Origin of the sequence: Streptomyces olivochromogenes (assembly GCF_021538895.1) — a bacterium.
GTDB lineage: Bacteria > Actinomycetota > Actinomycetes > Streptomycetales > Streptomycetaceae > Streptomyces > Streptomyces olivochromogenes_A.
Window position 1 is genome coordinate 1 of record NZ_JADDRL010000165.1, and the last position, 16,113, is coordinate 16,113.

At 74.8% G+C, this 16,113-nt stretch carries 13 protein-coding genes and 2 pseudogenes; 13 read left to right on the forward strand and 2 right to left on the reverse strand.

From position 1 onward, the window contains the following. The 6 genes and pseudogenes from IPZ69_RS43155 to IPZ69_RS43180 form a co-directional block, all read left to right on the forward strand. Positions 1-645, forward strand: a pseudogene (locus IPZ69_RS43155) (condensation protein); the annotation flags it as partial. Continuing rightward, on the forward strand, positions 642-1,376 hold the full coding sequence (locus tag IPZ69_RS43160) for a class I SAM-dependent methyltransferase (RefSeq protein WP_235460364.1): 735 nt from the start codon (positions 642-644) through the stop codon (positions 1,374-1,376). The pseudogene IPZ69_RS43155 and the gene IPZ69_RS43160, both read left to right, overlap by 4 nt. A gap of 21 nt (positions 1,377-1,397) precedes the next feature. Then, positions 1,398-2,288: a hypothetical protein gene (locus IPZ69_RS43165; RefSeq protein WP_235460376.1), complete on the forward strand. Its 891-nt coding sequence runs from the start codon at positions 1,398-1,400 to the stop codon at positions 2,286-2,288. Next, positions 2,285-2,491 carry a Trm112 family protein gene (locus IPZ69_RS43170; protein WP_235460365.1) on the forward strand — a complete coding sequence of 69 codons (207 nt, stop codon included), beginning with the start codon at positions 2,285-2,287 and terminating at the stop codon, positions 2,489-2,491. Before IPZ69_RS43165 ends, IPZ69_RS43170 begins: the two co-directional genes overlap by 4 nt. Continuing rightward, positions 2,488-3,324: an FkbM family methyltransferase gene (locus IPZ69_RS43175; RefSeq protein WP_235460366.1), complete on the forward strand. Its 837-nt coding sequence runs from the start codon at positions 2,488-2,490 to the stop codon at positions 3,322-3,324. The genes IPZ69_RS43170 and IPZ69_RS43175 overlap by 4 nt, the downstream gene beginning before the upstream one ends. Continuing rightward, positions 3,287-3,898 carry a hypothetical protein gene (locus tag IPZ69_RS43180; RefSeq protein ID WP_374295888.1) on the forward strand — a complete coding sequence of 204 codons (612 nt, stop codon included), beginning with the start codon at positions 3,287-3,289 and terminating at the stop codon, positions 3,896-3,898. The genes IPZ69_RS43175 and IPZ69_RS43180 overlap by 38 nt, the downstream gene beginning before the upstream one ends. On the opposite strand, the gene IPZ69_RS43185 is transcribed toward IPZ69_RS43180, so the two are convergent. Continuing rightward, positions 3,895-4,767: an ATP-grasp domain-containing protein gene (locus tag IPZ69_RS43185; RefSeq protein ID WP_235460368.1), complete on the reverse strand. Its 873-nt coding sequence runs from the start codon at positions 4,765-4,767 to the stop codon at positions 3,895-3,897. The two genes, IPZ69_RS43180 and IPZ69_RS43185, sit on opposite strands and share 4 nt — an antisense overlap. A 115-nt stretch (positions 4,768-4,882) precedes the next feature. Here IPZ69_RS43185 and IPZ69_RS43190 point away from each other — a divergent pair, with 115 nt between their 5' ends. The 3 genes from IPZ69_RS43190 to IPZ69_RS43200 all read left to right on the forward strand — a co-directional run bounded on the left by IPZ69_RS43190 (position 4,883) and on the right by IPZ69_RS43200 (position 8,857). After that, positions 4,883-5,941, forward strand: coding sequence for a MerR family transcriptional regulator (locus tag IPZ69_RS43190; RefSeq protein ID WP_235460369.1), 1,059 nt, complete (start codon positions 4,883-4,885; stop codon positions 5,939-5,941). Positions 5,942-6,066: 125 nt separating this feature from the next. Next, on the forward strand, positions 6,067-7,518 hold the full coding sequence (locus IPZ69_RS43195) for an acyl-CoA synthetase (RefSeq protein ID WP_235460370.1): 1,452 nt from the start codon (positions 6,067-6,069) through the stop codon (positions 7,516-7,518). Further along, positions 7,511-8,857, forward strand: a complete 1,347-nt coding sequence (locus tag IPZ69_RS43200; RefSeq protein WP_235460371.1) for a carboxyl transferase domain-containing protein — start codon at positions 7,511-7,513, stop codon at positions 8,855-8,857. The genes IPZ69_RS43195 and IPZ69_RS43200 overlap by 8 nt, the downstream gene beginning before the upstream one ends. A 21-nt stretch (positions 8,858-8,878) precedes the next feature. On the opposite strand, the gene IPZ69_RS43205 is transcribed toward IPZ69_RS43200, so the two are convergent. Continuing rightward, the gene (locus tag IPZ69_RS43205) at positions 8,879-12,508 is read right to left on the reverse strand and encodes a S8 family serine peptidase (protein WP_235460372.1); all 3,630 of its coding nucleotides are present in this window, start codon (positions 12,506-12,508) and stop codon (positions 8,879-8,881) included. A gap of 213 nt (positions 12,509-12,721) precedes the next feature. Between IPZ69_RS43205 and IPZ69_RS43210 the strand changes: the two genes are divergently transcribed. From IPZ69_RS43210 to IPZ69_RS43225, 4 genes and pseudogenes are all read left to right on the forward strand, one after another. Further along, positions 12,722-13,120 (forward strand): CU044_2847 family protein, encoded by a 399-nt coding sequence (locus tag IPZ69_RS43210; RefSeq protein WP_235460373.1) that lies wholly within the window; start codon positions 12,722-12,724, stop codon positions 13,118-13,120. Further along, the gene (locus IPZ69_RS43215; RefSeq protein WP_235460374.1) at positions 13,117-14,778 is read left to right on the forward strand and encodes a VMAP-C domain-containing protein; all 1,662 of its coding nucleotides are present in this window, start codon (positions 13,117-13,119) and stop codon (positions 14,776-14,778) included. The genes IPZ69_RS43210 and IPZ69_RS43215 overlap by 4 nt, the downstream gene beginning before the upstream one ends. Positions 14,779-14,803: 25 nt before the next feature. Then, entirely contained in the window at positions 14,804-15,841 is a 1,038-nt protein-coding gene (locus IPZ69_RS43220; protein WP_235460375.1) for an AAA family ATPase, read from the forward strand. Beyond that, positions 15,831-16,113, forward strand: a pseudogene (locus tag IPZ69_RS43225) (hypothetical protein); the annotation flags it as partial. The gene IPZ69_RS43220 and the pseudogene IPZ69_RS43225, both read left to right, overlap by 11 nt.

Here is a 16,113-nt window from a genome sequence, read left to right on the forward strand (position 1 = left end):
CCGCACCGACCCAAGGGCTCCCCGTACACGGTGAACGACCAGCTCATGGTCACCACCGCGCTGCTGATCGCCCACTGGAACCGGGAACACGGCGCCCGCCCCCGGCCGGTCCGCATCACCATGCCCGTCGACGACCGCCCCCGGGACGCGGGCATGCCCATCGGAAACGGGACGCGGCTCGTCGAGGTCCCGTTCGCTCCCGAGGAGCTGGACGCGACGGACATGGCCGGGCTGCTGCGCCGCACGGCCGTCCGCACCCGGTTCCTCAAGTCCCTGCCCCGGCCCCAACTCGGCCACGGCGCCACCCTGTTGACCACGCCGTGGGCCCCGGTGGCGGTGCGCGGCGCGCTCACCCGCGGGCTGCGCCGGGCCGTCGCGCCCTGGACGTCGACCACGCTGCTCAGCAACATCGGCCGCATCCCCTACCCGCTGGATTTCGGCGAGGAGGCGGGCCGCGCGGACGCCGTCTGGTTCTCCGCACCGGCCCGCATGCCCCGCGGCCTCACCTTCACCACCGCCTCCACCGCGGGCCGCCTGCACCTCTCCGTGCGCTGGTCCCGCTCCCAGCTCGGCCCCGGGGACGGTGCCGAGCTGCGCGATCTGTTCGAGCACTATCTGCACACCACGGAGGTGACCGCCCCGTGACGACCACCGCCACCCCGCACGGGGAGCTCCGCGACTTCTACGAGGACCCCGCCGTGCCGGTCGCCTCCGGCGCCGCGCGCAGCATCCGCCAGGCCCGGCTGCTGGCCGCCGCCCTGGGCCCGGCCGGCGCGGGGGCGCGCACGGTCCTCGACATCGGCTGCGGCGACGGCACCGCGGCCGCCACCGCCGCCCCGTTCCTCGCCGGCCACCGCCTCGTCGGCGTCGACTGGTCCCAGGACGCCCTGCGCCGCGCCCACGCCCGGCTGCCGTCCGCCGTCCGGGGCGAACTCAGCGGCGGCGGGCTGCCGTTGCGGACCGGCTGCGCCGACGCCGTGCTGTTCAGCGAGGTGATCGAACACCTCGTCGACCCCGACGCGGCCCTGGACGAGCTCCGCCGCGTCCTGCGCCCCGGAGGCCACCTCATGCTCTCCACACCGAACCTGGCCGCCTGGTACAACCGCGCCCTGCTGCTGGCCGGCGTGCAGCCCGTGTTCTCCGAGGTCAGCCTGCGCGCGATCCACGGCCGCCCCGGCAAGGAGGTCGTCGGACACCTGCGGCTCTACACGGCCCGCGCGCTGCGGGAGTTCGTGACCGCGGCAGGCTTCGAGGTCGTCCGCGTGCACGGCGCCCCCTTCCACGGCGTGCCCCAGCCGCTGCGTCCGCTGGACCGGCTGGCCTGTGCCAGACCCTCGCTCGCCTCGATCCTGCTGCTGCACGCCCGACGGACGTAGGGGGCGGCCATGTGGTGGGGAGTGGTCGCGGCCCTGCTGGCGAACGTCCTGTACAGCACCGGGTTCGTGCTGGAGAAACGGGCCCTGTCCGCGCTGCCCGAGGTGACCGTGCGCAGGCCCGCCCGGCTGCTGCGGCTGGTGCTCGGCAGCCCGCTGTGGATCGGCGGGTCGCTGGCGCTGGCGGCCGGGTTCGGCGCGCAGCTCGTCGTCTACCGCACCCTGCCCATCGCGGCGGCGCAGGGGCTGTTCGTCTCCGGTCTGGTGCTTCTCGTCCTGCTGTCGGCACGGCTGCTCGGGGAGGAGACCAGCGGCCGGGAGCGGTACGCGCTGGGCGCGATCCTGGCCGCGCTGCTCATGGTGGTGCTGTCCCTGCGGGAGGGTTCGGACAAGGTCAGCCGGGCCGCTCCGTACCCGCTGGTGCTGCTCGTGTCCGTGCCCTCGCTCGCCGCGGGCGTGTGGCTGTACCGGGCCACCGAGCGGCGCGCCCGCAACCGGCACCGGCTGCCCACGACGGGCGTCGAGTACGGGGTGGCGGTGGGCCTGCTGTACGGGGTCAGCTCGCTGGCCATCAAGGGCGTGTCGAGCTGTCTGACCGGCGGGCCGCTCGGCCTGCTGCGCTCCCCGTACCCGTATCTCCTGCTGTTCACCGGCGCGTTCGGCCTCGTCATGTCCCAGGCGGCGCTGCAACGCTGCCGCGCCTCGCTGATCGTTCCGGTGTGCACGACGGTGACCTGCCTGTTCACGGCGGTGCTCGGCACGCTGTCGTTCGGCGAGGCGCTGCCGCACGACCCGCTGCGGCTCGCCCTGCGGCTGACCGGGACGGCGCTCGCGGTCGCCGTGCTGCTGACCATGCCGAAGCACGACGCCGCTCCCGAACCCTCCATCGGTGCCAAGGAGTTGACACCCCCATGAAGCCCGACGACCCGCTGCTGAAGATCCTCGCGTGCCCGCTGGACAAGGGGCAGCTGCACCTGCTGCCCGAGGAGGCCCTCTACAACCCGCGGCTGCGCCGCCGCTACCCGATCGTCGACGGCATCCCGCAGTTGCTGCCCTCGTCCGGTGAGCAGGTGTCGGACGAGGAACACGAGGAGCTGCTGAGGCGGATGACACCGTGAAGGGACCGACCCTGGCCGCCCGGCTGGCACCCCGGCTGCCCACCCGGCTCGTCGCCGCCACCGCCCGCGCCGTCTACCCGCGCTTCGAACCGGAGCTGGCCCGGCTCGGCGACCTCTGCCCGGCCGGCTGCGGCACGGCGGTGGACGTCGGCGGCTGGTACGGCCCCTGGACGCGCCGCCTGTCCGCACGCGCGCGCCAAGTGGTGACCGTCGAACCCGTCCCCCACCTGGCGCGGCTGCTGGCGTCGGCGTTCCCGGCGAACGTGCGGGTGATCCAGGCCGCCGCCGCGGACCGGCCCGGCATCGCCCGGCTCTGGCTGCCGCCGGACGACGCGGGCGACCGTGGCGTGTCGTCGCTGGTGCGCCGCGACATCCACGGGCGGGCCCTGGAGGTGCCCCGCGTGACCCTCGACGAGCTGGGTCTGCGGGACGTCGGCTTCATCAAGATCGACGTGGACGGCGGCGAACTGGCGGTGCTGCGCGGCGCCACGGCGCTGCTCGCGCGCGACCGCCCGGCGCTGTTCGTGGAGCTGGAGGCGCGGATCCAGCCGGTCGCGCCGGTGGTGACGTATCTGCGGCTGCTGGGCTACGAGGGCTGGGTGCTGCCGGGCAGCACCTGGATACCGCTCGGGTCCTTCCCGCTGGAGGCCCACCAGGCGCGGGCCTCGTACGTCGTGGCGCACGGCCTGCTGCGCCGGGTGCTGCCCTTCGGCGCCCTGCGGGGGCCGCGGTACGTCAACTCGGTCCTGTTCCTTCCGGACGGCCGCCGCCCGGGGACGCGCCCCGTCGGCGACGATGGGTCCCATGCCCTCCTCCGGAAACCGCCCCGCTAGCCCCGCCGGCCCCTTCACCCCGCGCGACTTCCAGCTGGTGCTGCTGCGCCGCATGGCCGACCACAACCCGGGCCCGGTCGAGGACGCCCGCCGTGAGCTGGGGGTCTCGATGGCGGACATGCGGGAGGCCAACAAGCGTTGGCAGGGGATGGTCCGCTCGCCGCGGGCCCGCTCGGCGGCCGCGCGCTACCGCTCGGTCCTGGGCCATCCGGAGACCGAGACCAAACGCACCATCGGCGACCTGGAGTGCATGGCCTGGCAGTGGCCGGTGCCGCTGTGGCCCACCCTGCGCTTCGAGGTCATGGTCGCCCCGGACGGCGCGGTGTGGAACGAATGGCTGGTCCGCGCCCCCGGCGCCCCCGCCCCGGACCTCCGCACCGTCGAGGACCTCACCCCCTGGTCCTGCACGGTCGACGAGGCGGCCCGCGCCTTCGCCCCCGCCCGCCCCCTGGAGGGCACGGCACCGACCCGCTGGGGCCTGACGTTCACGGCGCCCGACGCGCAGGGCGTACGGCGGGAGGTGGTCGCCGAGTTCACCTGGGGGCTGCTGCAGCGCACGGCGGTCAGCGGCTAACGCGCGGCGGTCGCGAGGATCGCCGCGACGACCGCGTCCACCGAGCCCGGGTGCAGGAACAGGAACAGGTTCGGTTCGACCAGTTCCAGCTCCATCACGCGGGGCTCCCCGTCCGCGCCGTCCACGAGGTCCACGCGCGCGTACAGCAGCTCGGGCGCGTCCGGTACGGCGGCCAGGGCGCGCTCGGCGACGGAGAGTTCGGCCGGGGTCGGGGTCCACGGCTCCAGGTCGGGGTGGGCCACCTTGTCCGCGTCGTAGGCGGCGCCGCGCGCCAGGACGGCGCGCTTGCGGCTGGCGTGCAGCAGGCGGCCGCCGAAGAACTGCAGGGCGTGCTCGCCGCTGACGTCGATGCCCTCGACGTACGGCTGCACCATCGCGGTGAGCCCCTCGTCGTGCATCCGGGCCAGGTGTCCCACGGCCCGGTCCCGCTCGCCGGGGGTGTAGCGCGCGGCGAAGCGGGCGCCCGCGCCGAAGGTGGGCTTGACCACGAACTCGCGGTCGTCCGGCAGGTCGGGAGCGTCCCCCGGGGCGAGGTAGCCGGTCGGCACGCTAGGCACCCCGGCCGCCGCGAGGTCGCCCAGGTAGCGCTTGTCCGTGTTCCAGCGCACGACGGCGGCCGGATTGGCGATGCGCGTCGCCTTCCCGACCCGCTCCGCCCACGTCACGAACTCGTCCGCGCGCCAGCTGTAGTCCCAGGTCGACCGGATGACGACGAGATCGAACCCGCTCCAGTCGGCGCCGGGGTCGTCCCAGTGCACGGCGGCGGCCTCGGCCCCCGCGTCCGCCAGGGCCGCCACCAGCACCGGCAGGTCACGGTCGTGGTGGGGCTCGTCGCCCGGGTCGTAGGTGGCGAGTGCGATACGGGGCATGCGCCGCAGGTTAACAACCGGGCCCGCAACCGATCCAACGGGTTTGACCTTCACCTTCGGTGAGGCCCCAGCATCGGTGGCGGAACGACGAGCGGACGTACGGGGGTGGCGGCGCATGGAGCTGCTGACGATCGGGGCCTTCTCGAAGGCGTGCCGGCTGTCGCCGAAGGCGCTCAGGCTCTACGACGAGCTGGAGCTGCTGCGGCCCGCGCGGGTCGACCCGGACACCGGGTACCGCTACTACGCGGTGGAGCAGCTGGAGCGGGCACGGCTGGTGGCGTGGCTGCGGCGGCTGGGGATGCCGCTGGCCTCGATCCGGCAGGTGTGCGCGCTGCCGCCCGCGGCGGCCGCCCGGGAGATCCGTGCCCACTGGGCGCGGGTCGAGCGGGAGACGGCCGTGCGGCGCGACCTGGCCGCGTTCCTCGTCGACCATCTGACCGCAGAGCCGAGGAAGGACACCGCCATGCTGGAACTGCGTTCCTGCGCCCACTCCGACATCGGGCGCGTACGGCCCGCCAACCAGGACACCGCGTACGCGGGCACCCGCCTGCTCGCCGTGGCCGACGGGTGCGGCCCCGCCGGGGCACCCGCGAGCAGCGCCGCCGTGGAGGCGCTGAAGTGCCTGGAGAGCGAGGAACTCCCGGCGGGCAGCGTGCTCAACCTGCTGGAGGACGCCGTGCAGGGCGCGAGCCAGGCCGTCCAGGACGTGGCCGGCGGCAGCGAGGACATCGGCACCACGCTGACCGCGCTGCTGTGGACGGGCTCCCGGCTGGCCCTCGTCCACATCGGCGACTCCCGCGCGTACCTGCTGCGCGACGGCGGCCTGTTCCTGATCACCCACGACCACACGGTCGTCCAGTCGATGATCGACGAGGGACGGCTCACCCCGGAGGAGGCGACCGCCCATCCGCAGCGCGCCCTGCTCCTCAAGGCGCTCGGGGGCGGCGCCCCCGCCGCCCCGGACCTGAAACTGCACGACGCCCTGCCCGGCGACCGGTACCTGCTGTGCTCCGACGGCCTGTCCGGCGTCGTACCGGACGACCGGATCGCCCGGCTCCTGTCCGCCGCCCCGGCCCCGGACACCGCGGTCCGCACCCTGATCGCCGAGGCGAACACGGCCGGCGGCCCCGACAACGTGAGCTGTGTGGTGGCGGACGTGGTGGAGGCGGCGTGAGCGGAGGCGGGTCCTCCAGCGGACTGCGACCCGGCTCCCAGCCGATCACTGGCATGGGGAGGCGGTACCTGGTGTAGGAAGGGTGGTGTCGTCCCCTGCGCTTTTCGACAGCTAAGGAGCACCGCGTGTCCTCCCTCTTTCCGGCCCTGGTGGGTGGTCCGGGCGAACAGGTCGCCCTGAGGTTCGGTGACGGTGAGCGGTCGTTGACGTACGGGGAGCTCGCGGGCGCGGCGGGCGCGGTGGCCGCCCGGGTGCGGGGCGCGGACCGGGTGGCCGTGTGGGCCACGCCGGAGCTGGAGACGGCCGTGGCGGTGGTGGGCGTGCTGCTCGCCGGGGTGGCCGCGGTGCCGCTCAACCCGAAGTCGGGCGAGAAGGAACTCGCGCACATCCTGTCCGACAGCGCGCCCTCGCTGGTGCTGGCCGCGCCCGGTGCCGAGCTTCCGGCTCCGCTGGCCGGGGTGGAGCGGGTCGACGTGGACGCGCGCGGCACCGGTGCCGTGCCGGAGGACCGTGCGGCCGAGGGCGACCCGGCCCTGATCGTCTACACCTCCGGCACCACCGGCCCGCCCAAGGGCGCGGTCATCCCGCGCCGGGCGGTCGCCACGACCCTGGACGCGCTCGCCGACGCCTGGCAGTGGACCGCCGACGACGTGCTGGTGCACGGGCTGCCGCTGTTCCATGTGCACGGGCTGGTGCTCGGCATCCTGGGACCGCTGCGGCGCGGCGGTTCGGTGCGGCACCTCGGCCGGTTCGGCACCGAGGGCGTGACCCGCGAGCTGACGGACGGCGCGACCATGCTGTTCGGGGTGCCGACGATGTACCACCGCATCGCCGAGGCCCTGCCCACCGACCCGGAGCTGGCCAAGGCGCTGGGCCTGGCCCGGCTGCTGGTCTCCGGGTCGGCCGCGCTGCCCGTGCACGACCACCGGCGGATCCTGGCCGCCACCGGACAGCGGGTGATCGAGCGGTACGGCATGACGGAGACGCTGATGAACACCAGCGTCCGGGCCGACGGCGAGGCCCGCGCCGGGACGGTCGGCGTGCCGCTGCCGGGCGTGGAGCTGCGGCTGGTGGAGGAGGACGGGACGCCGCTCGGGGCGTACGACGGGGAGTCCGTCGGCGAGATCCAGGTGCGCGGCCCGAACCTGTTCACCGAGTACCTGAACCGTCCCGACGCCACCGCCGCCGCCTTCACCGCCGACGGCTGGTTCCGCACGGGGGACATGGCGGTGCGCGAGCCCGACGGGTACGTGCGCATCGTCGGTCGCAAGGCCACCGACCTGATCAAGAGCGGCGGCTACAAGATCGGGGCCGGGGAGATCGAGAACGCGCTGCTGGAGCACCCGGCGGTGCGCGAGGCGGCCGTCACCGGGGAGCCGGACGCCGACCTCGGCGAGCGGATCGTGGCCTGGATCGTGCCGGCGGACCCGCAAGCGCCGCCCGGAGTCGAGGAGTTGGCGGCCCATGTGGCGGGCCGGCTGGCCCCGCACAAGCGTCCGCGGGTGGTCCGCCACCTGGACGCCCTTCCCCGCAACGACATGGGGAAGATCATGAAGCGGGCGCTGGGCGATGCCTGAGCGACTGTCGGCGCGCCAGATACTGACGTCGCTCTGCGACGCCTCGACCTTCACCGAACTCCCGGCCCCGGCACGGGAGTCCAAGCCGGACGGCCCGATCTCCTGGCAGGGCTACGACGCCTCGCGCGCCCGCGCCACCGACCGCACCGGCGAGGAGGAGTCCGTCGTCTGCGGCACGGCGAGCGTCGAGGGCACCCGGGCCGTGCTGATCGCCTTCGAGTTCGGCTTCCTCGGCGGCTCGCTCGGCGAGCGCACCGGCGACCGCCTGGAGGCCGCGTACATCCACGCCCGCGCGCACCGGCTGCCGGTGGTCCCGCTGGTCGCCACCGGCGGCAGCCGGATGCAGGAGGGCATGTTCGCCCTGACCCAACTGCAGCGCGTGGCCCGCCAGTCGGCGCTCACCCGCGAGGCGGGCCTGCCCCAGGTCGCCGTCCTGCGCGACCCGACCACGGGCGGCGGCTGGGCCACCCTGGGCGCCGGCGCCGACATCACCCTCACCCTCCCCGGTGCCCAGGTCGGCTTCGCGGGCTCCCGGGTCCGCCCGGCCGACGCGGACCCCGCGGCCTACACGGCACAGGCCCAGGTGGCGGCGGGCTCGGCGGACGCGGTGGTCCCGCCGGAGCGGCTCAGGGAGACGGTGGGGCTGTGGCTGCGGCTGCTGACCGCACCGGCCGAGGCGGCGCCCCCGCCCCACGCCCTCGGCGCCACCGGCCCGCCGGCCACCGGCTGGGAGGCCGTCCTGCGCGCCCGTTCGCCCGAACGGCCCCGGGCGCACGCCTACTTGGACGCCTACTTCACCCGGCGTGCCGCCCTGGTGGGCGACCGGTGCGGCGGGGCCGATCCGGACGGGATGCTGTGCGGGTTCGGCGAACGGGACGGACGGGCCGTCGCCTACGCCGCGCAGACCGGGACGGCGACCCGGCCGGCCGGCTACCGCACCGCCGCCCGGCTGATCCGGCTGGCGGACCGGCTCGGGATACCGGTGCTGACGCTGGTGGACACGCCGGGTGCCGCCAATGACGCCGAGGCGGAGCGGCAGGGGGCGGGACCGGCGATCGCGGAGCTGTTCGGGGCGGTGGCCGCCGCCCGTACCCCGATCACCACGCTGGTCATCGGCGAGGGCGGCTCGGGCGGGGCGCTGGCGCTGGCCGCTCCCGGCAACACCTGGGCCACGCCCGACAGTTACTTCTCGGTGATCGCGCCGGAGCTGGCCGCCGCGATCCTCAAGCGCCCGCCGCGGGAGGCGGAGGCGACGGCGGACCAGCTCCGTATCCGGCCGCAGGACCTGGTGGAGCTGGGGGTGATCCGGGGCATCCGGGACGTCGAGGACCACCCCTGAGCGGCTCCACCCGAGGCGCGGCTACTTCACGCCGACCGCCCGGATCACCTCCTGCGTCACCGAACCGCCCCGGTCGTCACCGGCCGAGGCCCGCAGGGACACGTACCGAGCGTCGCGCGGCACGGTCAGGGTGCCGTGCCAGGTGGCGGCCCGGCCGGTGAGCCGTACGGGCCGCCAGGTGGTGCCGTCGTCGTACGACACCTCCAGCTTCCCGCCGCCGAGGGTGCCGGTGCCGGACGCGTTCGCCACGTACCGCGCGGACAGCCCGACCGGCACCCGGCTCCCGCCCCGCACGCAGCCCGCGAGGTCGGTGTCGACGTCGAAGGCGAGGTTGACCAGCGGCAGATACGTCCAGCGGTCCTCGGGGGTCGCCGCCGACCGGAAGGTCCACTCGGTGTGGCCCCGGGTGGCCAGGCCCCAGCGGTCGGGGTCCAGCCCGGTGTCGGTGACCACCTGGTAGGTGTGCTCGTCGGCGGGCGCGTCCCAGACGTAGACCCCGGAGCTCTTGCGCCGGTCGACGAGGGTGCCGTCCAGGTACACCGCCGTGTCCTGGCTCATCCCGCTGTCGTCGCTCCACACGTCGCCGAACCCGGTGTGGTCGGGCCCGGAGTCGCCCCAGCCGGGGGTGTTGAGCTGGATCTGGTTCCCGGCGCGCTGCTGCCCCCAGCCGAGCCCGGTGCCCAGCCACGGGTGCCAGACCGGCCGGAACCAGTTCAGCGTCGGACTCGACCCGCCGGTGTACCGCACCAGCCCGCTGCGCTCCTCCAGCGTGCCGTCGCCGACCGCCACGGACTCGTGCCACAGCTGACCGGGGCCGGTGGAGACGTAGTCGGTGCGCTCGGCCGGGTAGTCGACGCGTTCCTGGAAGCCGAGGCCGAGCGGGAAGGTGTCGGTGAGGGAGTAGCGGAACTCGCCGCCGCTCATGGGCCGTGCCGCGTGGAACCGCACCTTGAGCGCGGCCAGTTGGCGGGCGGAGGGCGCGTAGGTGAGGTCGCGGTCCGGGATCGCTCCCTGGTGTCCTTCCGAAAGGTCGTACATGTACGGCGAGTTGCGCGTCCCCGTCATGTCGGCCTGTCCGGCGGCCCGCAGCCGTGCCGCGTCCGCCGCGTTCACCGTGGCGATCGGCAGCGGCCGGTCGGCGTTGTCGTCCGTGCCCCACCAGGCCATCAGCCGGCCGGGCGCGTCGTCCGTCACGAACAGCGCCTTGGCGCCCGCGTCCTGCGCGGCCTGGGCGAGGGCGGCCGGGTCGGCGCCGTCGGCGAGGTGCGCGAGGACGGCCTTGCCCGCGGCGCCGGTGACGGGGCCGTCGCCAACGTCGACCAGCGGCAGCCGCGTGTGCCCCTCGGTGAGCGTGCCGCCGGGCTGGACGACCGCCTCGCCGACCCCCGCGACCCGCAGGAGCGGCTTGCCGAGCCGCCAGACGGTCCGGTACTCGAAGGAGCCCCGGGTGACCTCGCCGGTGGGCGCGGCGAAGACGCTGTCGTAGGTGAGGGGGACCTGGACCGCGCCGAACAGGTCGGCGCCGTTCGCCTTCCGGTCGTACTCCATGAGCAGTTGCCGGGTCTCGGTGCGCCGGTCGACCCGGGCCTTCACCTCGCGCAGCGTGCGCCCGTCCAGGGTGATGTCGCGGTCCCGGTCGAGGCTGATCTCGGGGGCGGCGAGGAAACCGAGTCCGAGGGAGTCGGCGCCGTGGCTGCCGCGCACGTCGAGGAAGGAGGCCAGGGTGTACGTGCCCGGCCGGAGCCGCAGTTTCAGGGTGCCCGAGCCGCCGACATGGGCGGGGAAGGGGTCCTCGCGCTCGGCGAGCCGTTGCACGGTGAGGTCGGCGGCGGTGGGGGCGCCGTCCCGGTCCAGGACGCGGACGGTGAGCGTGTACCGCTCCTCCTCCTTGACCAGCCCGAAGACGGTGTGGGCGACGGGCGTTCCGGCGACGGCAGCCACGATCTGCCCGCTGGTGGTGCCGACCGGCGCCTTCGATCCGTCGCCGGTGACCGTCGTCGACGCGGTGCCGTGCGCGGGGACGGTGAGGGTGGTGTCGGCGAGGGTGGCGACTCCGTCGGGTGCGCCCTGGACGGACAGCGACAACTCGACGTCGGAATCGGATGAGTTGGTGTAGGTGACGGTCCTGGTGACCGGTTTGTTCGCGTTGTAGGGCCAGCTGTGGAAGCCCAGGTCGGCGCTGCCGGTCGCGGTGATCTTCGCGGTCACCGCGTCGGGGACACTGACCCGGCCCGCGCCCAGCACATAGGCCGACTCGTCGAGCCGCTTCGACGTGGACATCAGCGCGTCCTTGAGCCGGGCGCCGGTCCAGTCGGGGTGCTCCTCGGCGAGCAGGGCGGCGACCCCGGCGATGTGCGGGGTCGCCATGGACGTACCGCTCATGGAGGTGTAGTAGCCGCTGCCGGGCAGGAGTTGGGAGCGGGCGGCGAGGATGTCGACGCCGGGGGCGGACAGGTCGGGCTTCAGGGCGTTGTCGCCGTACCGGGGGCCGGCGCTGGTGAAGTAGGCGGCGCGGTCGTCCGCGTCCACCGCGCCGACGGTGAGGGCCGCGTCGGCGGCGCCGGGCGAGCCGATGGAGGAGGGGGCGCCGGTGTTCCCGGCGGCGACGACGAAGAGGGCGCCGGTCTCCTTCGAGAGGGTGTTCAGGGCCTCGGCCATCGGGTCGGTCCCGTCGCCGGCCTCCGTCGAGCCGAGGCTCATGGAGACGATCCGGGCGTGCACGTCGCGCGCCGCCCACTCCATGCCGGCGATGATCTGGGACTCGCTGCCCGAACCCTGGTCGCTGAGCACCTTGCCGACGGCGAGCGTGGCGCCGGGCGCGACGCCCCGCTCCCGGCCGTCGGAGGCGGCTCCGCTGCCGCCGACGGTGGAGGTGACGTGGGTGCCGTGGCCGTTGCGGTCGGCGACCTCCTGCCCCTCGATGAAGCTCTTGGTGGCGGACACCCGGTCCGCGAGGTCGGGGTGACTCAGGTCGACGCCGGTGTCGAGGACGGCGACGGTGACGCCCTTGCCGGTCAGCCCGGCGTCCCAGGCGGCCCGCGTGCCGATCTGCGCGTTGCTCTCGGCCATGTCGGCCTTGACGCGTCCGTCCAGCCAGACCTTGTCCAGGCCGCCGTGCCGGGTGAACGACCGCCAGAAGGTCCGGCCCCTGTCCGCCTCGACGGCGGCCCCGCGCAGGCTGGCCAGGGTCCGGGTCCGCTCGGCGCCGCGCGGGGTGACCGCCCGCGCGCCCTTGCCGTACGTCACGATCAGCGGCAGCGTGTCGGTCCTCCCGTCGGCGAGCCCCTGCCGGATCAGCCCGCTCACGTCGAACAGGCGCCGGTCCAGGCTGCCGGCCCGCAGGTACGGCAGCGCCTCGTCCGGTACGACGGTGATGTCGCCGCCGCTCGCCTCGGTCCGCACCGCCCCGCGGGCCCCCGGCGGCCGGTCCACGGTGACCGTCCGCTTCCCGTGCCCGAGGTCGGTGACGGTCACCTTGTCGCCGGTGATCAGGGTGACGGTGGTGGGGGCCGTGGTGCGGGCGGCGTCGGGGGCAAAGGTGCGTACGGAGTTGGGTGCCGAGGTCGCTGTGCCCGGCAGCAGGGCGAGTACGAGCCCGGCCGACAGGAGGGTCACCCCCCTCGCGCCTCGTCCGGCTGATCCTCTGGTCATCCACGCCTCTTCTCTGTCGAGTGCGTCGAGTACTGCGAAGAGTTTCACGGGGCTTGCGCGACAAGGGAGTTGAGCGGGCCTGGCGGGAAGGCGCCCCGGCGGGTTTCCGCCAACGCCCCGGCGAACGGCGCGGAGAACCGGGGACACCGCCAGTCACCGTGGGCAACAATGGAGTTGATCGGGCATCAGAACCACGGGGGAGCGAGCGGCGGCATGGCCAGGCTGGTGGAGTTCAAGACCGAGGACGGCGCCGTCGTCGTCGTGGAGACCGCGGACCCCGCGACCGGGGCGCGCCTCGTCTCCCGCGGCGAGGGACCGGGCGACGCGGCGGGCAACGGACTCGCCGACCGGACCACCCGCACCTTCGAGGGCGCCCTGGAGGGCGTCCGTTCGGCGGCCCAGTCGGCGCTGCGGGTCTTCCGGGACGGCGCGCTGCGGCCCGACTCGGTGGAGCTGGAGTTCGGGGTGAAGCTGAGCGCGGAGGCCGGTGCGGTGATCGCCAAGGGAGCGGCGGAGGGGCAGCTGGTGGTCAAGCTCAGCTGGTCCGCGAAGGACGGGACACCGGTCGGCCCGGACGGCGCGGAACCGGAGCCGGCCGCCTCCCGATCATGAGCGGCGCTGCCTGGCACGCCCGGATCGAGTGCGGGGGCGCGGTGTCCGGGGCGGGCTTCCTGGTGACCCCCAGCAAGGTGCTGACCTGCGCCCATGTCGTGCGGGACAGTGCTCTGGCACCGGTGACCGTGTCCTTCCCGAACAGCCGGGAGCTGGGCGAGGTACCGGCCACCGTCGCCGTGCACGGCGGCTGGCGGGGCGATCCGAAGGACCCCGGCGACCTGGCCGTACTCGAACTGGCCCGCGAAGTGCCCCTGGTCCCGGCCCGTTTCGCGCCGCCCGGCGCGGAGCACACCCGTCCCGCCCCGGCGCTGGTCGCGTACGGCTTCCCCGAGGGGTACGACGAGGGGGTGCTGGCCCAGTACCGGGCGCTGGCGCCCACGCTGATCTCCGACGAGTGGGTGCAGCTGGAGGCCACCACGGCGCACGGGCAGCCGCTGGCGGCCGGGTTCAGCGGCGCGGCCGTGGCCCTCCCGGACGGCCGGGTGGTCGGCATGGTCGCGCAGATCGCCGGCGAGCACGGCATCCGGGTCGGCCGGATGCTGCCCACGACGGTGATGGCCCGCTACTGGCACGGCCTCGGCGAGCTCGTCCCGGCCCACGGTGGCACCCGGGACGCGACGCGACGGCTGTACGGGCTGGTGCGGCGGGCGGCCGCCGCCGGACTGGACTGCGACCCCGACCGGCTGTACGTCGACGCCGTGGGCCCGTTCGGTCCGCCGCTGCCGCCGGACGGCTTCGACTCGCTGGCGTCGGCGGCCGGGTACGTGCACTGGGAGGTCGAGGACCCCGAGGCGGTGCCGAGGTTCGCCGACCGGCTGGCGGAGCTGCTGTCCGCGCCCCCGGCGCCCGCCGCCTCCTGGTCCCCGATCCTGGTGGAGCTCGACCGCAGCGGCGCCGGCGCCGACCAGGTCACCGTCGAGGTGTCCGCGTACCGCGACGGGCTGCGCCGCCCGGTCGGAACGGTCCGGTTGCCCCGCGCCGGTGTGCGGGCCTACGTCCAGGAGCGGGTGGACGAGGCGTTCACCCAGCTCGCGCCGGGTGCCGACGAGCTGATCACCTTCGTCCTGCCGCGCGAGTGGCTGAACGAACCGGTGGCGCACTGGGAGTGCGGCCCCGACGACTCCACGCCCCTCGGCTGCGCCCACCCGTTGGTCGTCGCGGACCGCTCCCGGCACCGCAGCGCCCGGCTGCGCCATCAACTGACCAAGAAGTGGCAGAAGTTACGGACGATCCAGGGCGCGCCGACCCTGCACCGGGTCGAGTGCTGCAGCCGGGAGCGGCCGCCCAGCCTGCGCAAACGGCTCCGGGACGAGGACGCCGACCTGGCGGGCTACGCCACCGCGCCCGCCACCGCGCCGGACCACTTCGAGGCCGCCCTGAACACCCCGGTCCCGGTGCTGCTGTGGCCGCGCGGCGGCTGCCCCGGCGCCGACCACGACACGCCCTGCGCGGGCAGCACGTTCCTCGACGGACTCGTCTCGTACGTCGACGGCCTCCCACCCGCGGAACTCCCCCGCCACATCCAGGCGTTGCGGGAGGAGGCGGAGGCGGACGACGAGCCGGAGCGGCACTGGGCCAGGGACGTCCAGATCCTGTGGGACGCCCCGCACTGTTTCCCCGAACCCGCGGCCAGCCTGCACTCCCCCGTCGCCTGAGCAACCCCCCACGGAGAAGAAACCCATGCCCCTGTGGCCCGTGTACACCGGCACGAAGCAGCCGCACGACGCCGTCACCGAGCTGCCCGCGCCGCCGCCCTGGCGCGCCTTCGACGGCGGCCCGGCACTGCGGACACCGGCCGACGCCGCGGACACCTCGGCGACCTCGCCCGACCGCGCCCACCGCGCCGCGACCTACCAGGCCACCCCGCAGACGGTCCAACTGGTCAACGCGGCCCTCTACCTGCGCCGCCCGCTGCTGGTCACGGGCCCGCCCGGCACCGGCAAGTCCTCCCTGGCCTACGCGGTGGCGCGGGAGCTGAGGCTCGGTCCGGTGCTGCGCTGGAACATCACCAGCCGCAGCGCCCTGCACGACGGCCTCTACCAGTACGACCCCCTCTCCCGCCTGTACGCGGCCCGTCAGGCGGCGGCAATCGAACCGGGCGCACCGGGCGCACCGGCCGCCGCCTCGGAGTCGGGCATCGAGGACCACCTGCGTCTCGGCCCCCTCGGCACCGCTCTCCTGCCCTACGCCCGGCCCCGCGCCCTCCTCATCGACGAGATCGACAAGAGCGACCTGGACCTGCCCAACGACCTGCTGAACGTCCTGGAGGAGGGCCAGTTCGAGATCCCCGAGCTGGTCCGTGCCTCCCGGCACACCCCCTCGGCGCAGGTCATGGTCGACGGCACCCACGAACGCGTCCCGGTCACGCACGGCCGGGTCCGCTGCCGTGCCTTCCCCTTCGTCGTGCTGACCAGCAACGGCGAGCGCGAGTTCCCGCCCGCCTTCCTGCGCCGCTGCGTCACGCTGCGGCTGCGCCAGCCCGACGACAGCCATCTCGCCGAGATCGTCCGGGCGCACCTGGGCGAGCCGGACGTCTACGCCCGGACGCTGATCACCCGCTTCCTGTCCCGGGTCGGCGGCGGAGAACTGGCCACGGACCAGCTGCTGAACGCGATCTATCTGGCCCGCTCCTCGGACCTGAGCCCGGAGTCGCTGGACGACCTCGCGGAGCAGCTGATGCCGTACCTCAGCGAGGCACCCCAGACCGATGCCTTCTGACCCGACCGGCTTCCCGGAACCACTGGCGCGCCTGGCCGACGTCCTGGCCAAGGCGAGCGGTGGCGCGCGCCCGACGCCGCGCGAGCTGGCGGAGGTGCTGTGGCTGGCGGGCCGGATGCGGGCCCCCGCGGACGAGGAGCCGCAGGCGCCGGTGGCCGGCGGGGCCTCGGCGCAGGACGGGAGACCGGAGGACGTACCCGAACCGGAGGAGCCGCCCGCGACGAGCGAGGAGACCGCACCGACGGCGGACGCGTCCGCGGTACGGCAGTCGC